General features: G+C 57.1%; 16 protein-coding genes. 14 read left to right on the top strand and 2 right to left on the bottom strand.

What is annotated here, in order from left to right; genetic code table 11:
* Positions 1–73 precede the first annotated feature (73 nt).
* From R2940_06030 to glnA, 6 genes are all read left to right on the top strand, one after another.
* The gene (locus tag R2940_06030) at positions 74–1,564 is read left to right on the top strand and encodes an aldehyde dehydrogenase family protein (protein MEZ4599329.1); all 1,491 of its coding nucleotides are present in this window, start codon (positions 74–76) and stop codon (positions 1,562–1,564) included.
* 11 nt (positions 1,565–1,575) lie between these two features.
* Positions 1,576–2,943 (top strand): GTPase, encoded by a 1,368-nt coding sequence (locus R2940_06025; protein MEZ4599328.1) that lies wholly within the window; start codon positions 1,576–1,578, stop codon positions 2,941–2,943.
* Between the two features lie 170 nt (positions 2,944–3,113).
* A complete protein-coding gene (locus R2940_06020) occupies positions 3,114–3,644 on the top strand; it encodes a DUF2148 domain-containing protein (GenBank protein MEZ4599327.1) in 531 nt (176 codons plus the stop codon).
* A 4-nt stretch (positions 3,645–3,648) separates the two neighbouring features.
* On the top strand, positions 3,649–4,176 hold the full coding sequence (locus R2940_06015) for an NUDIX domain-containing protein (GenBank protein ID MEZ4599326.1): 528 nt from the start codon (positions 3,649–3,651) through the stop codon (positions 4,174–4,176).
* Positions 4,177–4,545: 369 nt separating this feature from the next.
* A complete protein-coding gene (locus R2940_06010) occupies positions 4,546–4,884 on the top strand; it encodes a P-II family nitrogen regulator (GenBank protein MEZ4599325.1) in 339 nt (112 codons plus the stop codon).
* Positions 4,885–4,972: 88 nt separating this feature from the next.
* Positions 4,973–6,382: a type I glutamate--ammonia ligase gene (glnA, locus tag R2940_06005; GenBank protein ID MEZ4599324.1), complete on the top strand. Its 1,410-nt coding sequence runs from the start codon at positions 4,973–4,975 to the stop codon at positions 6,380–6,382.
* Between the two features lie 158 nt (positions 6,383–6,540).
* Here glnA and thrC read toward each other — a convergent pair whose 3' ends face one another.
* Positions 6,541–7,929, bottom strand: coding sequence for a threonine synthase (gene thrC / locus R2940_06000; protein ID MEZ4599323.1), 1,389 nt, complete (start codon positions 7,927–7,929; stop codon positions 6,541–6,543).
* A 239-nt stretch (positions 7,930–8,168) separates the two neighbouring features.
* Between thrC and R2940_05995 the strand changes: the two genes are divergently transcribed.
* The 4 genes from R2940_05995 to R2940_05980 all read left to right on the top strand — a co-directional run bounded on the left by R2940_05995 (position 8,169) and on the right by R2940_05980 (position 10,952).
* Positions 8,169–8,687 (top strand): HIT domain-containing protein, encoded by a 519-nt coding sequence (locus R2940_05995; protein ID MEZ4599322.1) that lies wholly within the window; start codon positions 8,169–8,171, stop codon positions 8,685–8,687.
* A 154-nt stretch (positions 8,688–8,841) separates the two neighbouring features.
* Complete coding sequence (locus R2940_05990; protein ID MEZ4599321.1) at positions 8,842–9,441, top strand: MotA/TolQ/ExbB proton channel family protein; 600 nt, start codon at positions 8,842–8,844, stop codon at positions 9,439–9,441.
* Between the two features lie 3 nt (positions 9,442–9,444).
* Positions 9,445–9,867 carry a biopolymer transporter ExbD gene (locus tag R2940_05985; protein MEZ4599320.1) on the top strand — a complete coding sequence of 141 codons (423 nt, stop codon included), beginning with the start codon at positions 9,445–9,447 and terminating at the stop codon, positions 9,865–9,867.
* A complete protein-coding gene (locus R2940_05980) occupies positions 9,864–10,952 on the top strand; it encodes an ATP-dependent 6-phosphofructokinase (GenBank protein ID MEZ4599319.1) in 1,089 nt (362 codons plus the stop codon). Before R2940_05985 ends, R2940_05980 begins: the two co-directional genes overlap by 4 nt.
* A 141-nt stretch (positions 10,953–11,093) precedes the next feature.
* Here the strand turns inward: R2940_05980 and R2940_05975 are convergent, their stop codons facing one another.
* Positions 11,094–12,029, bottom strand: coding sequence for a cation diffusion facilitator family transporter (locus tag R2940_05975; GenBank protein ID MEZ4599318.1), 936 nt, complete (start codon positions 12,027–12,029; stop codon positions 11,094–11,096).
* Between the two features lie 185 nt (positions 12,030–12,214).
* Here R2940_05975 and mutS point away from each other — a divergent pair, with 185 nt between their 5' ends.
* From mutS to xerD, 4 genes are read left to right on the top strand one after another with little or no spacing between them, the layout of a single operon-like run.
* Complete coding sequence (gene mutS / locus R2940_05970; protein MEZ4599317.1) at positions 12,215–14,827, top strand: DNA mismatch repair protein MutS; 2,613 nt, start codon at positions 12,215–12,217, stop codon at positions 14,825–14,827.
* A 23-nt stretch (positions 14,828–14,850) separates the two neighbouring features.
* A complete protein-coding gene (locus tag R2940_05965; protein ID MEZ4599316.1) occupies positions 14,851–16,548 on the top strand; it encodes an N-acetylmuramoyl-L-alanine amidase in 1,698 nt (565 codons plus the stop codon).
* A gap of 23 nt (positions 16,549–16,571) precedes the next feature.
* The gene (gene glnD / locus R2940_05960; GenBank protein MEZ4599315.1) at positions 16,572–19,277 is read left to right on the top strand and encodes a [protein-PII] uridylyltransferase; all 2,706 of its coding nucleotides are present in this window, start codon (positions 16,572–16,574) and stop codon (positions 19,275–19,277) included.
* Between the two features lie 26 nt (positions 19,278–19,303).
* Positions 19,304–20,197 (top strand): site-specific tyrosine recombinase XerD, encoded by an 894-nt coding sequence (xerD, locus tag R2940_05955; protein ID MEZ4599314.1) that lies wholly within the window; start codon positions 19,304–19,306, stop codon positions 20,195–20,197.
* The last annotated feature ends 16 nt before the right edge of the window (positions 20,198–20,213 follow it).

Here is a 20,213-nt window from a genome sequence, read left to right as displayed (position 1 = left end):
AGAGAAGTCCCCAGAGGACCCGAGTTTGCCATAACTTGCCAGTTTGCTATGCTGATTATTAAAGGAGGCGATCATGGCAAAGATATGCAATTACATCGACGGTCAGTGGATTCCCCCTGCGACCGGCAATTATACGGAAAGCATCAATCCGGCAAAATTCAAGGAAGTCATCGCCCGATATCCGCTCTCAGGCAGAGAGGATGTGGACCGGGCCGTGAGCGCTGCGCAAAAGGCCTATCCGGCCTGGCGCAGGATGCCCGCCCCCCGCAGGGGAGAAATTCTGTTTCGGGCAGGGGAGTTACTTCTTCGGCACAAGGCCGAGTTGGGCAAGACGGTGACCCGGGAGATGGGAAAGGTGCTCCCGGAGGGGCTGGGTGACATCCAGGAAGCCGTCGACATGGCGTATTACATGGCCGGGGAGGGAAGACGACTTGTCGGTGAAACCGTGCCCAGCGAACTGGTCGACAAGGATGCCAAGTCGGTTCGCGTACCCCACGGTGTTTTTGCTCTTATCACCCCCTGGAATTTCCCTGTCGCGATTCCGGTCTGGAAAATTTTCGCCGCTCTGATCTGCGGCAATACCGCGGTCTTCAAACCTTCTTCCGATACACCCTTCTGTGCGACCCGCCTGGTTGAAATCCTCGAGGAGTCCGGACTGCCGAACGGTGTCTTGAACCTGGTCATGGGGAGGGGGGAGGATGTCGGCAACTATCTGGCCCTGCACCCCGGCGTCAACGGCGTCTCCTTTACGGGGTCCTGCCCGGTGGGGGAAGAACTCGAAAGCAGGGTGACGGCCCTGCACCGCCCGATTGCAGTGGAAATGGGCGGCAAGAATGCGATTCTCATCATGGATGACGGCGACCTCGACCTGGCCATTCCCGGCGTTTTGTGGGGTGCATTCGGTACCGCCGGTCAGCGATGCACGGCCGCCAGCCGCGTGGTGGTTCACAACAAAATCTACGACAGCTTCCTCGATCGTCTGGTGGCGGCGGCCCAAAATCTGAAACTCGGCGACGGCCTGAAAAAGGAAACGGACGTGGGCCCGCTGATCAACGAAAAAGCGGTGAATAAGGTGCTGGATTACATCCGCAGCGGTCAGGAGGAAGGGGCGACATTGAACTGCGGTGGCCGGCGCGCCGTCAATGGACCCCTGGTCGATGGCTATTTCATGGAACCGACCGTTTTCAGCGGTGTACTGCCCAACATGCGGATCGCCCAGGAGGAGATCTTCGGTCCGGTGGTCGCCGTCATGCGGTGTTCCTCCTATGAGGAGGGGGTCGAAATCGTCAATCAGACCCGATTCGGTCTTTCCGCCGCCATCTACACCTCCAATGCTCAGCTTGCGGCAAGGGCCGAAAGCGATATCGAGTCCGGTCTCGTTTATATAAACGCCAGCACGATCGGTGCGGAAATCCAGCTTCCTTTCGGCGGCTTCAAACACTCGGGGTCCGGACATCCGGAAGCCGGTGGTCGCATGGGGGCTCTCGATTTCTATTCACGGATCAAGGTCATATACCGTGATTTCAGTGGACGACTGCAGAAAGCGCAGATCGATGTGGAGTAGGAGACCCAAGCGTGAGCCACCCTTCTGATACCAGCCGCCGACGGGTCCTTGTGATGGGTGCCGGAGGGCGTGATTTTCACAATTTCAATGTGCTCTTCCGGCATCGTAACGACATCGAAGTGGTTGCCTTCACCGCCACTCAGATCCCTTTTCAGGAAAATCGCCTCTACCCGCCGTCTTTGGCCGGACGATATTATCCCGATGGAATCCCGGTTCTCGGGGAGCAACAACTCGGACAGCTGATACATCGGCTCCACGTCGAGGAGGTTGTTTTTTCCTACAGCGACGTTTCGCACCAGCGGATCATGGAGATTGCTTCCACTGCGGTTGCCCTGGGGGCAGATTTCCGCCTGGTTTCCAGCGAGCGGACCATGCTGCAGGCTTCTCTGCCGGTTATTTCAGTAGGTGCGGTGAGGACGGGTTGCGGCAAGAGTCCGGTCACCCGTTTTCTCTGTCGGCTGCTGCTCGAGGAGGGCCGTCGGCCTGTTGTTGTGCGTCACCCCATGGCCTATGGAAGACTGGGTATTCGGGGGGTGGAAAGATTCACCTCTCTGGAGGATCTCGATCGGTATGAATGCACCCTGGAGGAGAGGGAGGAATTCGATCCACTTATCCGACTGGGGGTACCGCTGTTCGCCGGAGTGGACTACGGCGAAATCCTCCCCCTGGCGGAGCAGGAAGGTGACCTGCTGATCTGGGATGGCGGCAACAACGACGTTCCGTTTTTCCGTCCCGACCTCGAGCTGGTGCTGGCCGATCCTCTCCGGCCGGGAGATGAACGCACCTATTTCCCCGGACTGGTGAATCTTGTCAGGGCCGACGCCGTGATTATCAGCAAGGTGGATCAGGCGGAAGAGAAAGCTCTGGAAACGGTCGAGGAAAATATCCGGTCCTTCAATCCGGAAGCGGGGATCCTTTACGGGAAACTCGAAGTGCACATTGCCGACCGGGAAGTTCTGCGCGGCAAACGGGTGGTGGTTATCGAAGACGGACCGACCCTCACTCATGGCGATATGTCCTATGGCGCCGGGATCATCGCGGCCAGGGAAAACGGAGTGGCGGAAATCGTCGATCCGAGACCATACGCCGTCGGCAGCCTGCAGAAACTCTATCGGAACTACCCGCACCTCGCGCGGGTGATTCCGGCCATGGGCTACAGCGACGAGCAACGGGAAGACCTGCGCCGGACCCTGGAAAGAGTCGAGTGCGACCTGATCCTTTCCGCCACCCCGGTGGATCTGGCTCCCCTGCTGAAGCTTTCCAAGCCACTGGTGCAGGTCACCTACGAATTCCGCGAAGTCCCTCCCGGTTCCCTGCAGACAAGGGTTCGTCGATTCCTCTCCAACCAGCTGAATTCCGGCTTTTCCAGCCTTGAATAAAACCCGTATCGGTATTAATACTTGATCCCCTTTTACAGACGGAGTATAAGGGAGCCGTCGATCGATTCGTGTTGTAATAGTCGCTCCGCGGCTTTGCAAATATGCGATGTAACGCTTTTCAAGTTCAGGTTTTCACACTCCAAAACCTGTTTTGCCAAAGAGAGCGGCCGATGCTCAAGCACGAACCTGAGAAAACCACTGATTTTCTTTTCCACGCCGCGGAACAGATATGCGCCGCTGCCCGAACGGCTCCCAAAGCCAGAGGGAAGGATCTGCTGGTTACGGCTGTTGTCACAGGGAAAGAAAAAGAGTTGCTGGCGGCCAGGATGCGGGAGATTTCCCGCCGGGATGGAGTGGCCTTTTTCGAAAGGGACGCGGGCAACGTGGAAGGGATCGACCTCGTGGTGCTGATCGGCAGCCGCATCGAGCCTCTAGGGCTGCCCCATTGCGGATTTTGCGGTTTTCCCGATTGCAGCTCCCTGCTTGCCGCAGGAGGTGTCTGCTCCTTCAACAGCGGGGATCTGGGCATTGCCATCGGTTCCGCAGTCAGTCGCGCCGCCGACCTGAGACTGGATAACCGGATCATGTACTCGGCCGGCAAGGCTGCTCTTGAAATGGGCATGTTGGGTGAAGACGTGAAGCTCGCCTACGGCATCCCCCTTTCGGTAAGCGGAAAAAATCCCTTTTTCGACAGAAAGTAGCCGCATGGTCAATACGGGGGAAGTTTTCGATATTGTTGACGAACAGGATCGGATCATCGGCCAGGCGCACCGTTCGCTCTGTCACGGCAACCCGGATTTGATCCACCGGGTCGCCCATGTGCTGGTCCTTAATTCGCGGGGTGAGGTGCTGCTGCAAAAACGATCAATGACCAAGGACGTGCAGCCGGGCCGCTGGGATACCAGCGTCGGGGGCCATCTCAATCCCGGTGAGAGCTACCGCTGCGGCGCCATCAGGGAAATGCGGGAGGAGCTCGGCATTTCGGTGGCCGACCCGATCTTTCTTTATGCCTACAAGATGCGCAATGATTTCGAATCGGAAAATATCGCGACCTATCTCGTTCGACATGACGGAGAGGTGTATCCTGAACCGGGGGAAATCGATCAGGTCAGGTTTTTTTCACGGCAGGATATCGAGGAACATTTGGGGAAGGCATTTTTTACTCCAAATTTCGAGGACGAATGGGCCCGGTTTTCCAGGATCGAATCCTTTTTGAGTGTAACGGAAATGTAACAATGCTTTTTTCTGTGGCAACCGACAGGGGGCTATGGCACTCAAGGCTTCGCCATGGGGAACCGAAAACCTGAATGAATAAAATATAGACAAGCGGGCTTTCGGTTGCCCAATAAATGGGCGAATTTGGCTTCTGGTGATTTTCCAACCCTTTTCCGATTATTCCTCGAGCCGAAAAAACCTTTTATAAATGACCACCTTCCCGTTTTTATTGTGATGGCAGAGTTTTTGGCAGGGGAATTGCTGAAGGACAGGGCATTGTCTCGCAAACGAACACCTAGATAAAGGATCCAGGCGACGATTATCCGCGCAGGCAGCCTTTTCGTCCAAAACAATACTGTGCCCAATATTTCCGGAGGTAAAAAACAGATGAAAAAAGTTGAGGCCATTATCAAGCCTTTCAAGCTTGATGAGGTTAAGGAAGCTTTGAACGAAATCGGCATTCAGGGTATTACTGTCAGCGAAGTCAAGGGCTTCGGCCGGCAGAAGGGGCACACCGAGCTTTACCGCGGTGCCGAATATGTCGTCGATTTCATACCCAAGATCAAAATGGAAATCATCGTCAAGGATGACATGGTGGCCAAGGTCATTGAAACAATCGCTGAGGCTGCCCGTACCGGACGGATCGGTGACGGCAAGATCTTCGTCACCTCCGTTGAGGAGGTCATTCGCATACGGACTGGCGAATCCGGAGAGGATGCACTGTAGGTCCGATGGATGATGTTGGAGAAAAAAGTTTCCGGTCGGTGTCCGACTCGAAAACTGCTAATGCAAACTCATAAAAGGAGCAGCAAAAATGACCCCAAGAGAAGTGATCGAATTTGCAAAAGAGCACAATGTTCAGATGGTCGACTACAAGTTCCTCGATTTCATTGGCATCTGGCAGCACTTCACCACTCCCATCAGTGAATTCGAAGAAGAAATTTTCGAAAATGGCCTCGGTTTCGACGGCTCCTCGATTCGCGGCTGGCAGCCGATTCACAACAGCGACATGGCCATCGTCCCCGATCCTTCCACCGCCATGATCGACCCCTTTGTCGAAGTTCCGACCCTGAGCCTGATCTGCAATATCTACGACCCCATCACCAGGGAAGGCTACACCCGCGATCCCCGCTTCGTCGCCCAGAAGGCCGAAGCTTATCTCAAATCTACCGGCATCGGTGATACCGCCTACTACGGTCCCGAGCCCGAATTCTTCATTTTCGAAGACGTCCGCTACTCCCTGAGCTGCAACCAGTCCTTCTACTCCGTCGACACCACCGAAGGGATCTGGAACAGCGGCCGTGAAGAATACCCGAACCTCGGCTACAAACCCCGCCACAAGGAAGGTTACTTCCCCTGCGCCCCGACCGACTCCCTGATCGACCTGCGTAACGAAATGGTCCAGGTGCTGCAGAGCGTGGGCATGCGCATCGAGGCTTCCCACCACGAAGTCGCCACCGGCGGCCAGTGCGAAATCGACATGCGTTTCGACTCCCTGGTCCGCATGGGCGACACCCTGCAGTGGTTCAAATACGTGGTGAAGAACGTTGCTTTCCGCAACGGCAAAACCGTCACCTTCATGCCGAAGCCCCTTTACGGCGACAACGGCAGCGGCATGCACTGCCACATCTCCATCTGGAAAGACGGCCAGAACCTCTTCGCCGGCAACGGCTACTCCGGCCTGTCCAAGGAAGCCCTCTACTTCATCGGCGGCATCATCAAACATGCCAAGGCCCTGTGCGCCTTCACCAACCCCAGCACCAACTCCTACAAGCGTCTGGTGCCCGGTTTCGAAGCGCCGGTCAACCTGGCCTACTCCGGCCGCAACCGCTCCGCCGCGCTGCGTATCCCGACCACTTCCAATCCCAAGTCGAAGCGCGTCGAGTACCGTACTCCCGACCCCTCCAGCAACGGTTACCTCTGCTTCTCGGCCATCCTGATGGCCGGCCTCGACGGCATCGAGAACAAGATCGATCCGGGCGAGCCTCTGGACAAGGACCTCTACGCCCTTCCTCCCGAGGAGCTGGCAGACATCCCGAGCGTCGCCGGGTCTCTGGAAGAAGCTCTGAAGGCTCTGAAGGAAGACCACGCCTTCCTGCTCAAAGGCGACGTCTTCACTGAAGACCTCATCGAGAAGTGGATCGAGTACAAGACCGATGCCGAGGTGAACCCCGTTCGCATGCGTCCGGTTCCCAAGGAATTCGATCTCTACTTCGACTGCTGATTCGGTTTCAGCATCTGGTTAAAAGAAAAGGCCTCCGCTTTCACGGAGGCCTTTTTTCGTAATTCTCACTCGTACTCAGTTCCGAAGGAACGGTACTCTTTTGCTTGAGAAATGTCTGGTAAACCCCGAGTACGAGTACGCGTACTCGGGGTTCGATGTCAAATTCCGTGGCGCGCCAGATACTCCCTCACGGAAGCGGTATCGGCGTCGATCACCTCGCAGCGGCGCTCCTTGCGGTCGATGTCCCGGAAAACCTCGGGCAGGGGAGGCAGGGACCCGGTGGCCTCCTCTACGGCTTCGCCGAATTTGGCAGGGTGGGCGGTGGCAAGGGCGACCAGGGGGCATTCACCCCCCGATTTTTCCCTACCGACCTTGACTCCGACGGCTGTATGAGGATCCAGGACATAGCCGGTTGCCGCATGAAAGGTCCGGATGGTTTCGGTGATTTCGGCTCGATCGGCCGAACCGCTGATAAAATCGAGGGCCACCTGCTGCCGCTCTGCGTCGGAAAAGTTCAGGCGGCCGGTTTGAGCAAAGCAAGCCATGGCCTCGCGGACGCGTGCCGTGTTCCTGTCGTAGAGATAGTAGAGATACCGCTCGAAGTTGCTGGCGAGCTGAATATCCATGGAGGGCGCAAGGGTCTGGACCACTTGGGAGATCGAATAGTCGCCGTTGTTGACGAAACGCTCCAAAATGTCGTTTTCGTTGGTGGCCAGAATCAGTTTGCGGATCGGCAGGCCCATCCTTTTGGCCATATATCCGGCGAAGATATCGCCGAAGTTGCCGGTTGGTACAGAAAAGTAGACCTCGGAGCAGTCAGTCGCCCGATTGACTCGGCCCCAGGCATAGAAGTAGTAAACGATCTGGGCCAGAACCCGAGCCCAGTTGATGGAATTGATCGCTCCAAGCGACATCTTTGCCTTGAATTCAAGGTCGCCGAAAATTTCCTTGACGATACGCTGTCCGTCGTCGAAGGTTCCCCGGATGGCGAGGTTGAAGACGTTGGGGTCGGTGACAGTGGTCATCTGCAGTTCCTGCACCGGAGATACTTTCCCTTGGGGATGAAGAATGAAAATATTGATATTCTCCTTCCCCCTGACACCGTAGATGGCCGCGCTTCCCGTATCCCCGGAAGTGGCCCCGAGGATGTTCATTTTCCGGCCCTGTTCCTTCAGCAGATACTCGAAAAGGTTGCCGAGAAACTGCAGTGCGACATCCTTGAAGGCCAAGGTTGGACCGTGAAACAGTTCCAGAATGTAGATGCCGTTCTGGTGAACGACGGGAGTGATTTCTGCATGATCGAAGGGCGCATAGGACTTTTTGATCAGAGTCTGCAGGTCGGAAGCGGGGATCCCTTCGGTGAAAAGGGAAATGATCCGGAAGGCCAGCTCGGGATAGGACATTTTTCCGAGAGCCGCGACATCCCCGGGAGTCAGGTGAGGTATCGTTTCGGGCAGGAGCAGTCCGCCATCATCGGCCAGGCCCATCATCACCGCCTCTTTGAAGGATATGTCTTGGATCTGGCCTCGGGTGCTGACGTAACGCATTATCGGGTCTCCTTGTCTTTTCGGGGTCGGAAGTATTCGCGGCGCATGATAGCAGTTAAGCCGCCGAAAGGAAAGAACTGTTCGGTCTGACGGGGTTAGCGATTGACAGACTGTCGCGGCCAAGGTTAAATAGTGCCGTTTGAAAAAATTGGCGGTCGGATGCCCCGGTTCCGGCAGCCGGAGCCGCCGCCCGGCCGTGATCCTTACTGGTAACCGCCATCTCGGGAAAGTGGACATTTATGAAGCAGCTTTGGGCTCCCTGGAGAATGACCTATCTGCAGTGCAAGGATGAGAAAACCGAGGACGGGTGCGTTTTCTGTGTCGTCGGCAAGGAGGCCGAGGACCAGAAACGCCTGATCCTGTGTCGGGGGAGCTCTTCCTTTATCATGATGAACAAGTATCCCTACACCAACGGGCACCTGCTCATTGCACCCTATCGGCATGTCAGCGACGTCGAGGACCTGTCTGAGGAAGAGGTTTTCGAAATGCATCGCCTGCTGGTGAGAGCCAAAAAGGCGCTGCACAATTGCAGCAGACCCCAGGGCTTCAATATCGGCGTCAATCTCGGGAGCATCGCCGGAGCCGGCATTGCTGATCATCTCCATATGCACCTCGTGCCGCGCTGGACCGGAGATACCAATTTCATGCCGGTTTTTGCCGATGTACGGGTCATTCCACAGCACCTCGAAGAGACCTACGCCATCTTGTGCCGGTGTTTTGCCGAAATGATCCCATGCGGACACGACCCGAAGGGGTGAGGGTCACTCTTTGTTGCAACCCCTAGCAGTAATCGTGATCTCTGGCACGGGTCCGACGGCGAATACGACAAAGACAAAATTTCGCTCCCGCTTCCCTAACAGCGAAAAAGAGCGGAGTCAATTCTGACAGGAAAACAATAGAAAGGGTTGATATATGCTGGAAATTTTTCTGAAGGGCGGGCCGCTGATGTATCCGATACTGCTCTGTTCAGTGCTTGCCCTGGGTATCTTTTTCGAACGGCTCTGGTCCTTTTTCCGTATGACTCGCGGCAATGCGGTTCTGGTTGCGGAAGTGGAGGACCTGGTCCGGAAACAGAAGATCGATGAGGCCACCATCGTCTGCCAAAGGGTCGGAACGCCCCTGGCCAGGATTTTGCTCGGGGCCTTGCGTTCGAGCGGACGCAGCAGGGACCAGATCAAAACCGTGGTCGAAGAGATCGGAGGGCGTGAGTCGGCTGCTTTCGAAAGGTATCTCGGTTTTCTCGGCACCATCGCCACCATTTCCCCCTTGCTTGGACTTCTCGGCACCGTGCTCGGTATGATCCGGGCTTTCACTGTGATAGCCACCCAGGGCATGGGAACCCCCGCAACCCTTGGCGGGGGGATTTCAGAGGCGCTGATCACCACGGCGGCCGGCCTTTCCGTGGCCATCCCGGTCATCCTGCTGCACAAATACCTGACGAGCCGGCTGGACCGCACGATCTTGGCGATGGAAGAGAGGTCGATGCGTCTGGTCGATCTGCTGGGGAACTGACTTATGTCCTTTATGAAAAAAAAGCGGGAAGCTCCGCGGATCGACCTGACTCCGATGGTGGACGTGGTCTTTCTGCTGCTGATCTTTTTCATGATTTCCACCACCTTCGTCGAAGCTCCCGGTATTTCCATCAAGCTGCCGGAGTCGACCAGTCAGCAGCGGACACAGGAACCGGAAGAAGTGAAGGTCTATCTGTCCCGGGAGGGAAACATCTATCTCGGCGATGAGCAGGTGGACCAGGACGAATTGCGGCGAAGGCTTGACGGCTACCGGGAGCGGGCCGGCAGAATGACTTTTCTGCTGCTGGCCGATCAGGAGGCCAGACACGGCAAGGTCGTTGCCCTGATGGATATGGCCAAGGAGACCGGATTTGAAAAACTGGCCATCGCAACCGAGTATCCCGAAAAGAGGCGCCCTGGATCATGAGCAGAACGATTGGAATTTTGACTGGCGGGGGGGATTGCCCGGGACTCAATGGGGTGATTCGAGGGGTTGTGAACGCCGCCATCCTGCAACGGGGATGGCGGGTTATCGGAATTCTCGACGGCTTCGATGGTTTGGTCGAAGGGCCCCGGTTCCGGGAGCTGTCCGTCGAGGAGGTATCGGGTCTTCTGCCCAGGGGAGGCACGATTCTCGGCACGAGCAACCGTGGCAATCCGTTCCGGTATCCGGTTCGGATAGAAGGCCGGCAGGAGTTGATCGACGTTTCCAGCCGGGTGATCGAGAATTATCATAAAACCGGAGCCGAGGCCCTTGTTGTCGTGGGCGGGGACGGCACCTTGAAGATCGCCCGTCGACTGGATGAGATGGGTGTGCCGATCGTCGGCGTACCGAAAACCATCGACAACGATCTGCGCGGAACCGACGTGACCTTCGGCTACAATACGGCGGTCGGGGTGGTCACGGAAGCCCTGGACCGGTTGCAGACCACCGCCCAGAGCCACCATCGGGTCATGGTGGTCGAGGTCATGGGCCGGGATGCGGGCTGGATCGCTCTCGAAGCTGGGATCGCGGGTTCGGCGGATGTGATTCTGATTCCGGAAATCCCTTTCGATCCCCAACTGGTCTGTCAGTCGATCATCCGCCGGCGTGAGGCCGGAAGCCGGTTTTCGATCGTGGTGGTGGCCGAGGGCGCCCACCCCATAAATGGCCGGAAGGTGGTCAAGGTATCCGCCGCTCGCAACTGCGGCATGGAGCGTTTGGGGGGGATCGGGCAGTGGGTGGCGGAAGCGATCGAAGGCTGCCAGGGTCTGGAAACGCGGGTCGTTGTGCTGGGGCATGTGCAACGGGGGGGCACGCCTTCGCCTTTCGATCGGATCCTGGCCAGTCGCTTCGGAGTGCGCGCCGTCGAACTGATCGAACAGAGGGATTTCGGACGAATGGTAGCCCTTCACGGGCGAGAGGTGATTGCCATGGATATCGACACCTCCGTGGCCTCCCTGAACAGGGTCGATCCCGGCGGCAACCTGGTGCGCACCGCCGAGGAGTTGGGGATCACGCTGGGACGGTGAAAAGGACAGAGGCGTGAGGAGTGAGGGGTGAGGCTCAGGGGCTTTCACCCTTTAAGTCCTGCGCCTTCCGGTTGACGCATTGCCCATTATACCTTGCGGATTGCTTTAGGATTTTACCCCTGACTCCTCACCCCTCACCCTTTACGTCTTTTTCCTTTCCCCCGGCCTGAACACTGCTTCCAGACAGACATCCCGCCCCGGGCAATGCTCGGTCCTGCAGGGTTCCACGTGAATGCTGATGTCCGCTCCGGGCACTTTGTCCCGAATTCGCTTTTCCAGATGGTCGGCAATGCGGTGGGATTCCTCCACTGTCAGATGCCGGCAGACGGTCAGATGAAAGTCGACGATTTTCTGGGATCCCGCCCTCCGTGTGCGCAGCCGGTGATAGTCGAGCAGGCTTTGACGGTGCATCTCCAGCACATGAGTAATCTCGTTACGAATCGATTCGGGCAGCTGTTCGTCGAGAATATCGCCCATTCCATGTCTTAACAGCCGAACCGCCTCAAACAGGATATAGCATCCCACCAAAATCGAAAGGATGGGATCCAGCCAGGTTATTCCGGCCAGATAGATGACCGCCAGTCCGGCCATCAGGGCCAGGTTGGTGTAAACGTCCATGGAAAAATGTAGGGAATCGGCCTTGAGGGCCGATGAATCGGTTTCCCGGGCGGTCTTTTTGAGAAAACTGCTGATTTTCCAGGATGCGCCGGAACTGATCAGCAGGACCGCTATGCCCCCTTCCAGGTTCGACACTTCCGAGCCGAGCATCAGACGGCGGACCGATTCGAAAAGGACCCAGCACCCCGAGAGCGCGATCACCAGACTCTGAAGGACCGTGGCCACTGTTTCGAATTTCCCGTGTCCGAAGGGATGATTCGGGTCTGGAGGCTGCTCGGCCTGCCGGATGGCCAGGTAATTGACCCCTGACATCAGGATATCCAGCATGGAATCGACCCCGGAGGAAAGGACGGCCAGGGAGCCGGTAAAGGCTGCGGCTGCAAGCTTGAGAAGGGTTAGAGCGCCGGCGGAGACCAGCGAAATCCTGGCGGCTCTTATTTTCTGTTTGGCAAAGGACATGATCGGCTCGTCTGGAACAGGATTGGAATCTGTAAAATCATACAGATACAGGACGGGACAGGCAAACAAAACATAAGATAGCTTGCTATTTACTTGGGGCGGCTGCTTTGTTAACATAACACGGATTTCGCTGACCGGCCCCGCGCCGGTTTCTACAATGAAAATACCATGGAAAGATGGAAATAATGTCCCAGACCACCCCCATGATGCGGCAGTACCTGGAAATCAAGGCGGACTACCCGGATGCTATCCTGTTTTTCCGCCTGGGCGATTTCTATGAAATGTTCATGGAGGATGCGGTCACCGCCTCGCGAATTCTCGATATCACGCTCACGTCCCGCAACAAGAACGCCGCCGAGGAGATCCCCTTGTGCGGTATCCCTTTTCACAGTGCCCAACCTTATATCGCCAAGCTGGTAGAGCATGGTCTCAAGGTCGCCATCTGCGAACAGGTCGAGGATCCCCGGACCGCCAGGGGGATCGTCAAAAGGGAGGTCGTCAGGGTCGTGACTCCGGGACTGATTCTCGATTCCGAGATTCTGCAGCCGAAGGAGAACAACTACCTGCTGGCGCTCTCCTGTCAACCCGGACCCTGCTGGGGGCTGGCGGTGCTTGATATCACCACCGGCGAATTCCGGGTCACAGAAACCCGGGAGATCGATACCCTGCGCAGCGAATTGGCCTCCATCGACCCGCGGGAGGTGCTGCTCCCGGAAGAGGAAAAGGTGACGGACGGATGGGATCTGAGTGGCCTGCTTCAGGATCGTGCTGTCAACCGGCTGCCGGACTGGGTGTACGATCCGGATAATGGACGCCGACAGATTCGCGAGTTTTTCGCCTGCGACTCAATCGAAGGTTTCGGCTGCGACAATCTGCCTGCCGCAGTCAGTGCCGCCGGCGCCGTGCTGTACTACCTGCGTGAAACCCAGAAGGGTGCAGCCCCCCACATCCGCTCCCTGCGCACCTATTCACCCAGCCAGTACATGGTGCTGGACAGCACGTCCCGGCGCAATCTGGAGCTGACCGCCACCCTCCAGGGGGGCAGGAAAAAGGGTTCCCTGCTCGGCGTGCTCGATCGCACCGTGACCGCCATGGGCGGCCGCAAGCTCCGCCACTGGCTGCATCATCCGCTGGTCGATCTGGAGGCGATCCGTAACCGGCACCGGGCGGTGTCCGAACTGATGGAAAAGAGTTTGGCCAGGGGCGAACTCCAGCAGTCCCTGGACGGCGTCTACGATCTCGAAAGGCTGAATGCCCGCATCGCCATGGGGAACGCCAACGGCAAGGATCTGGCCGCACTGAGAAAGACCCTGAGCCTGCTGCCCCGGGTGGCGGAGAATATTGCGGGGATGGATAGTCCGCTGTTGCTGGAATGTCTGCAGCGCATCGATCCGCTTGCCGATATTCTGGATCTGCTGCAGCGGGCCATTGTCGACGATCCCCCCTTTGTTCTCAGGGAAGGAGGACTGATCCGCGACGGCTATCATTCCGAACTGGACGAGCTTCGCCGGATCCGGCGCGACGGCAAGGGCTGGATCGCCCGGCTGGAGGCGGGGGAACGGCAGCGCTGCGGCATCCCCTCTCTCAAGGTCCGTTTCAACAAGGTATTTGGTTACTATATCGAGGTCACCCGGACCCACGCCGACAAGGTGCCGGAGAACTATCAGAGGAAACAGACCCTGACCAATGCCGAACGGTACATCACCCCGGAACTCAAGGAATATGAGGACAAGGTTCTCGGGGCCGAGGAAAAAATGGCCGACATCGAGTACGGCCTGTTTCAGAAAGTCCGCAAGTCCATCGCAGCCGAGGGAGTCAGGCTGCAGCGGACCGCTGAAGCTTTGGCGGACCTGGACGTTCTGCAGGCGTTGGCCGATGTGGCACACAACCGCAATTACGTTTGTCCGCAGATGGACGATAGCGATCGCCTGATCATCCGCGAGGGACGCCATCCGGTGATCGAGGCGATGAACATCGGAGAAAGTTTCGTCCCCAACGATGTGGAAATGGATTGCCTGGACAATCAGATCCTGATCATTACCGGTCCCAACATGGCTGGGAAATCGACTTTCATGCGCCAGGTGGCTCTCATTACCCTGATGGCGCATATGGGCAGTCTGGTTCCCGCCGCATCCGCCCGCATCGGGCTGGTCGACCGGATCTTCACCAGGGTCGGCGCCAGCGATAACCTGGCCCAGGGGCAATCCACCTTCATGGTCGAGATGACAGAAGCCGCTAATATTCTGCGTCATGCCACATCCCGCAGTCTGCTGGTTCTCGACGAGATCGGACGCGGCACCTCGACCTTCGACGGCATCAGCATCGCCTGGGCAGTGGCTGAATACCTGCACGACAACGCCTGCCTGGCCGGGAAGACCCTGTTCGCGACCCACTATCACGAATTGACCGACCTGGCGCACACCCGGGAGCGGGTAAAAAACTTCAATATCGCCGTCCGGGAATGGAACGACCAGATTATTTTTCTGCGCAAGATCGTGCCGGGCGGCGCCAGCCATTCCTACGGCATCCAGGTTGCCCGACTGGCCGGCCTTCCGTCCGAAGTCATCGACAGGGCCCGGGAGATTTTGAAAAACCTCGAATCGGGTGAATTCGTAGGAGAAGGGCAGCCGCGTCTGGCCCGCAGTAAAAAGCAGCACCCAAAGGCTGACGAGCCTCAGCTGTCTCTTTTCACCCCCGTTGAAGACCCTTTGCGGATGCATCTGAAGAAAATGGACATCTCCCGGATGACACCGCTGGATGCCCTCAATTATCTGAACGAATTGCAAAGCATGGTGTGAAAATGTTATTGAGTCGGAAGTATTTGGTTTTTTTTCTGCTACTGATCATGGTGCCTTCGCTGCTTGTTGCCGCCGACGCCGAACAGACCTATACGGCCGCCCGCGAGCGGTACGAGCAGTTGCTCAATTCGGGCAGAAAACAGCTTTACCGGGAAAACTGGGAAAAAGTCATCCAGGGTTTTAACGATGTCGTCCAGCGATTCCCGCAGCATGCACGGGCCGCCGACGGGCTGTACATGGCCGGCAAGGCTTACGGTCGCCTGTATGACATTTCCCGCAGAAAAAGCGATGCCAAGGAAGCGGTCAGGCATTTCGAGCGGTTGGCGGAAACCTATCCCGGCAACCCTCTGGCCGACGACGCACTGGTTCTGGCCGGCGAAATCTACGAAAATAGTCTCGGGGAGAAGGAAAAGGCCTATCTGGCCTATCATGCGGCGGCTGAACGTTTTCCCGACGGCGATATGTCAGCGCGGGCCCGCATCCGGAGGCAGGACCTCAAGCAGTATGCTTCCATCGCCTCCAGAATAGGTGTCGCAGCCCCATCCGCCGCATCGAAGAAGCCTGTTCCCCAGGGTCCCCGGGTGCTGAACAACATCCGCTACTGGGCCAGCCCGACCTATACCCGGGTGGTGCTCGAGCTGGACGGTCCCGCCGAATTCAGCCATGGCACCCTCAAGGGATCGAGCCCGCGGGTGTTTGTCGATCTCAAAAAAACCGGTTTAAACGGTGAAATAGGCACTTCGATCAATGCCAAAGAGGGTATTCTCCAGGGGATTCGGCTCGGCCGCCAGCCGAATGAAGCCCTGCGGGTTGTGCTGGATCTGGAGCAACTGCGGGATACCAAGGTTTTTCAGCTTGAGGATCCGCACCGGGTGGTCATCGATATTGCCGCCAGGGAAGCGGGGCTTTCGGCCCGGGAGCCCGAGCTGCGGACGCTGCCGGTCAGCTCCGGAGATGCCATCGCATCAGTTCTCGAAAAAACCCCCCTTGATACGCCGCCCAAGGTGCAGATTCCAGCTGTGGCACCCGGAACCTCTTTGCGGCGGATCGTTGTCGACCCCGGTCACGGTGGCAAGGATCCGGGAGCCATAGGGCCGGGCGGCACCATGGAAAAGGACGTGACCCTGGCTATTGCCAAAATTCTGGCGAAGAAACTGAGAGAACAATTCGGCTGCGAAGTCATGCTTACCCGGGACAAAGATGTCTATCTTCCCCTGGAGGAAAGAACCGCCATTGCCAACCGGGTCGGTGCCGATCTTTTCATCTCCGTTCACGCCAACGCCAGCCTCAACAGGTCGGTTCGCGGCATAGAAACCTATTATCTGAATTTCTCCAAGAACGACAAAGCCGCTGCCGTGGCTGCCCGGGAAAACGGCACCTCTCTGAAGCAGGTCGGCGATCTGGAAATGATTCTCTTCGACCTGATGGCCAACTCCAAAATTAATGAATCGAGCCGTCTTGCCGCAGCCATCCAGAAAAAGCTGGTCGGTAACCTGGGGCGACATTTCAGCCGGATCAGCGACCACGGCGTGAAGCAGGGTCCCTTTTACGTGCTACTTGGAGCGACCATGCCTTCGGTTCTGGTGGAAGCGGCCTTCATCAGCAACCACGACGAAGAGAAACGTCTCAAGGACAAGGACTTCCAGGAAAAAGCGGCTCACGCCATCGTTCAGGGGGTGGAGGATTATGCCCGTGCATCGAGGATGATCGCCATCAACTGAGTCTCTTTTGCCGGAAAGCCCTCATGAACTTTGATCTCCAGAAATTCTTTCCCGTACCGGTCGTTCAAGGCGCTGTCAGTGAATCGTATGAGAAACGTCGCCCCGAAATCCTTAAAGGGGCTCAATCCTTTCTGAAACACTACGAAAGCGTCATCAAGGATTCGCACCGCGCAGGTGCCGGCGGACGGGACATCGTCCATCAGACCACCGCTCTTGCCGATCACCTGATACGCCACCTGTATGTCGAGGCCGCCGCCGATCTCCATAACCGGGGACCTCAGGACAGCGCCCTGATCGCACTTGGCGGCTATGGCCGGGGTCACCTCAACCCCCGCTCCGACATCGACATCATGTTCTACTACAGCTGGAGGGGGCGGGAGTTTTCCGAAAAAGTCGCCGAGCGCATTCTCTATCTGATGTGGGACCTCGGGCTCGATGTCGGGTACAGCGTCCGGGGCGGCCGGGACTGTCTGGAAATGGCCGAAAAGGATATCACCGCCCGTACCGCCCTGCTCGATTCCCGTTTCATCACAGGCAACGAAGCCACTTTTCAAGAATATGAAAAACAGGTGCTCAACAAGGTTCTGAACTGGAACAGCCGCAAATACCTGCTTGAGAAAATCGAGGAGAATAAGAACCGGCTCAAGAAGTATGGGGCCTCCATCTACATGCTCGAACCCAACATCAAGGAAGGGGAAGGGGGGCTGCGGGACCTCCATACCGGGCTCTGGATGGCTCAAATCAAGTTCAAGGCCCGGTCCCTTGGGGAGCTTGTGCTCAAGGGAGTGCTGACGGAAAAGGAGTCTCTCGAGTTCGAACAGGCCTTCGATTATCTGTGGCGGATCCGCAACGAACTGCACTATCTGTCCAACGGCAAGAACGAGCAGTTGCGCTTCGACCAGCAGGAGAAGATTGCCCAGTTCCTGGGGTACCGGGACAACAGAAAGGCGCTCGCCGTCGAGCAGTTCATGCAGGACTACTATGCCCATGCCAATCACGTGGAACTGATCTCTTCCCGGCTGATGGCCAAAGCGACCCAGGACCTTCAGGTCCATGCTGGATTGGCGGTTCATGCCAGTCGCAGGCCCATACGGCGGATGGTGGGAGACGGTTTCTTTCTCTACGGAGGCAAACTGCACGCTGACAGCAATGCCATTTTTGAGGAAAACCCTTCCTTGATGATGCGGGCCTTTCTGCTTGCCCAGGAGTATCGCGTCGACCTCGCCCTTCATTTAAAGACCCTGATCCGCAACAGCCTGCATCTCATCAACGACGGGGTGCGGCGGTCGCGGGGGATGGTGGACGATTTCAAGGCGATACTTCGGCACACCGAAAGCGTGGAAGCAAGCCTGCGCCTGATGCATCATCTGAAGTTTCTCAGCCACTTCATACCGGAATTCGGTCGTATCTACTGCAAGGTACAACACGACGCCTATCATGTATATACGATCGATATGCATACCCTGCTGGCCATCGGCGAAATGGTCCGTCTCTGGAAGGGGGATTATGGCGACATTCATCCTGTGCTCACCCGCGTCGCCCGGGACATTGAAAAAAGGGAACTGCTGATCCTCGCCATCCTTCTGCACGATATCGGCAAGGGGGAGGGGCACGACCATGCCAACAAAGGGGCTGACATGGTTCCCACGATAGCCCGCCGTCTTGGTCTGAACAGGGAAGACAGTCAAAGACTTCAGTTCCTGGTGCGCCATCATCTGAAAATGGCCCATATTTCCCAGCGGCGTGATATGCACGATGAAACCCTGATCGTGCAGTTCGCCCGACTCATGGGGATGAGCGAAAACCTGAAAATGCTCTATCTGCTGACATTCGCCGATATCAAGGCTGTCGGGCCGGATGTATGGACCGCATGGAAAGGCATGCTGCTGAGGGAGCTTTACGAGACGATCTACGACATTCTCGAACGGGGCGATTTCAAACTGGAAAAACGTTCCGAAAAAGTGCGCAACCGCAAGCGCCGGGTGGTCGAACTGCTCAGTGAAGAGTTGGGCGAGCGGGTGGTGAAGGAGCGGTTGAGAATGATGAGCACCCGTTACCTTTTTGCTCATCGGTCCGATGCCATCGCCGAGCACATTCGAATGATTTCCCGGTTGCGCGGTGAGACCCTCTGCTTCAAGGTTGAAAACGCCGTCGAGGAGGGTTATGCCGAACTGACCGTCGTCACTCTCGACATGCCCGCCCTGTTCAGCATGATTACCGGAGTCCTGACCGCCTTCGCCATCAACATTCTCGGAGCCCGCATCTACACGCAGAATGACGGAGTCGCTCTTGATATTCTTCAGGTCTGCGGCCCCCCGGGGCAGCCCCTGATCGCTGAGGAGAAATGGGAAAAGGTGCGCGAGCACATGGCCGCCGTGCTGGAAGGCCGGATGATGGTGGACGAACTGGTTCGGAAGCGGCACCGGCCGGCCTGGCTGCCTACCCTGGAGAGGCCCAAGGTCCCGAGCCGGGTCGAAGTCGACAACGAAATTTCAGAAAAATATACCGTGGTGGACATTTTCACCCACGATAAGGTTGGTCTCCTTTACGCCATAACCCGCACCTTGTCACAAATGGGGTACTACATCGGGGTGTCCCGTATCTCCACAAAAGTGGATCAGGTTGCCGACACCTTTTATATCCATGATATTTTCGGCTACAAGATTCATGACGAGGATAAGATAAAAGAGCTGCGGGAAAAACTGCTGGAGGCGATAGAAACCTGCTGACAAACCATAAAAAGATTTGAAAAACAATGATTCTGAATCAAAACCTCGATCAATTTCTTAACTATCTGGTGGTCGAAAAAGGGCTATCCGCCAACACCCTCGACGCCTATGGACGGGATCTGTCCCGCTATGTCGGCTTTCTGCTGGATCGGGGGTGCGGGCAGGCGGGCGAAATTACCTCCACGTCGGTGTTGGATTTTCTCGGAACCCTCAAGCAGTCCGGTCTTTCGCCCAGAAGCCGGGCCAGGACCCTCGTCGCCATTCGCAATTTTCACAAATTTCTGCTCCAGGAGGGATTGGCGGAGAGGAATCCGGCGTCTCAGGTGACCACCCCGCGTTCCCTGACTCCGCTGCCCCAGACCCTTTCTCCTGGCGAGGTGGAACGCCTGCTGGAGGCTCCCCGGGGGGAAGGCTGCCTCGAAATTCGCGATCGCGCCATGCTGGAGCTGCTTTATGCCACCGGCTTGCGGGTTTCGGAACTGGTTTCGCTGAAAATGTCCGATCTGCAGATGGATGCCGGATATCTGGTGGCTTTCGGCAAGCGGAGTAAACAGCGCGTCGTGCCCATGGGGGAAACGGCCTGCGAAGCACTGGTCCATTACCTGGTTCATGCCCGGCCCCTGCTGTTGAAACAGGAACAGTACCCCTGCGTTTTTCTGAACCGGTCAGGCAAAGGGTTGACACGACAGGGGTTCTGGAAGATTATTAAGCGGAGGGCCCTGGTCAGCGGAATCCGCAAGAACATCACCCCGCATACCCTGCGACATTCCTTCGCGACCCATCTTTTGGAAAACGGAGCGGATCTCAGGTCGGTGCAGACCATGCTCGGACATGCGGATATCTCCACGACCCAGATCTACACACACGTCACCAGGGAAAGGCTGAAGAAACTCCATGAACAGCACCATCCCCGGGGGTGAAGCTTTTTCCCGTGCG

It is taken from the genome of Syntrophotaleaceae bacterium (assembly GCA_041390365.1).
GTDB lineage: Bacteria > Desulfobacterota > Desulfuromonadia > Desulfuromonadales > Syntrophotaleaceae > JAWKQB01.
This window is presented reverse-complemented; position numbering and strand designations above follow the sequence as displayed.

What these genes read in the sequence shown, in the direction of transcription:
- R2940_06030 (MEZ4599329.1), top strand. Translation starts at nt 74, where the DNA reads ATGGCAAAGATATGCAATTACATCGACGGTCAGTGGATTCCCCCTGCG.
- R2940_06020 (MEZ4599327.1), top strand. Translation starts at nt 3,114, where the DNA reads ATGCTCAAGCACGAACCTGAGAAAACCACTGATTTTCTTTTCCACGCC.
- R2940_06015 (MEZ4599326.1), top strand. Translation starts at nt 3,649, where the DNA reads ATGGTCAATACGGGGGAAGTTTTCGATATTGTTGACGAACAGGATCGG.
- R2940_06010 (MEZ4599325.1), top strand. Translation starts at nt 4,546, where the DNA reads ATGAAAAAAGTTGAGGCCATTATCAAGCCTTTCAAGCTTGATGAGGTT.
- glnA (MEZ4599324.1), top strand. Translation starts at nt 4,973, where the DNA reads ATGACCCCAAGAGAAGTGATCGAATTTGCAAAAGAGCACAATGTTCAG.
- thrC (MEZ4599323.1), bottom strand. Translation starts at nt 7,929, where the DNA reads ATGCGTTACGTCAGCACCCGAGGCCAGATCCAAGACATATCCTTCAAA.
- R2940_05995 (MEZ4599322.1), top strand. Translation starts at nt 8,169, where the DNA reads ATGAAGCAGCTTTGGGCTCCCTGGAGAATGACCTATCTGCAGTGCAAG.
- R2940_05990 (MEZ4599321.1), top strand. Translation starts at nt 8,842, where the DNA reads ATGCTGGAAATTTTTCTGAAGGGCGGGCCGCTGATGTATCCGATACTG.
- R2940_05985 (MEZ4599320.1), top strand. Translation starts at nt 9,445, where the DNA reads ATGTCCTTTATGAAAAAAAAGCGGGAAGCTCCGCGGATCGACCTGACT.
- R2940_05980 (MEZ4599319.1), top strand. Translation starts at nt 9,864, where the DNA reads ATGAGCAGAACGATTGGAATTTTGACTGGCGGGGGGGATTGCCCGGGA.
- R2940_05975 (MEZ4599318.1), bottom strand. Translation starts at nt 12,029, where the DNA reads ATGTCCTTTGCCAAACAGAAAATAAGAGCCGCCAGGATTTCGCTGGTC.
- mutS (MEZ4599317.1), top strand. Translation starts at nt 12,215, where the DNA reads ATGTCCCAGACCACCCCCATGATGCGGCAGTACCTGGAAATCAAGGCG.
- glnD (MEZ4599315.1), top strand. Translation starts at nt 16,572, where the DNA reads ATGAACTTTGATCTCCAGAAATTCTTTCCCGTACCGGTCGTTCAAGGC.
- xerD (MEZ4599314.1), top strand. Translation starts at nt 19,304, where the DNA reads ATGATTCTGAATCAAAACCTCGATCAATTTCTTAACTATCTGGTGGTC.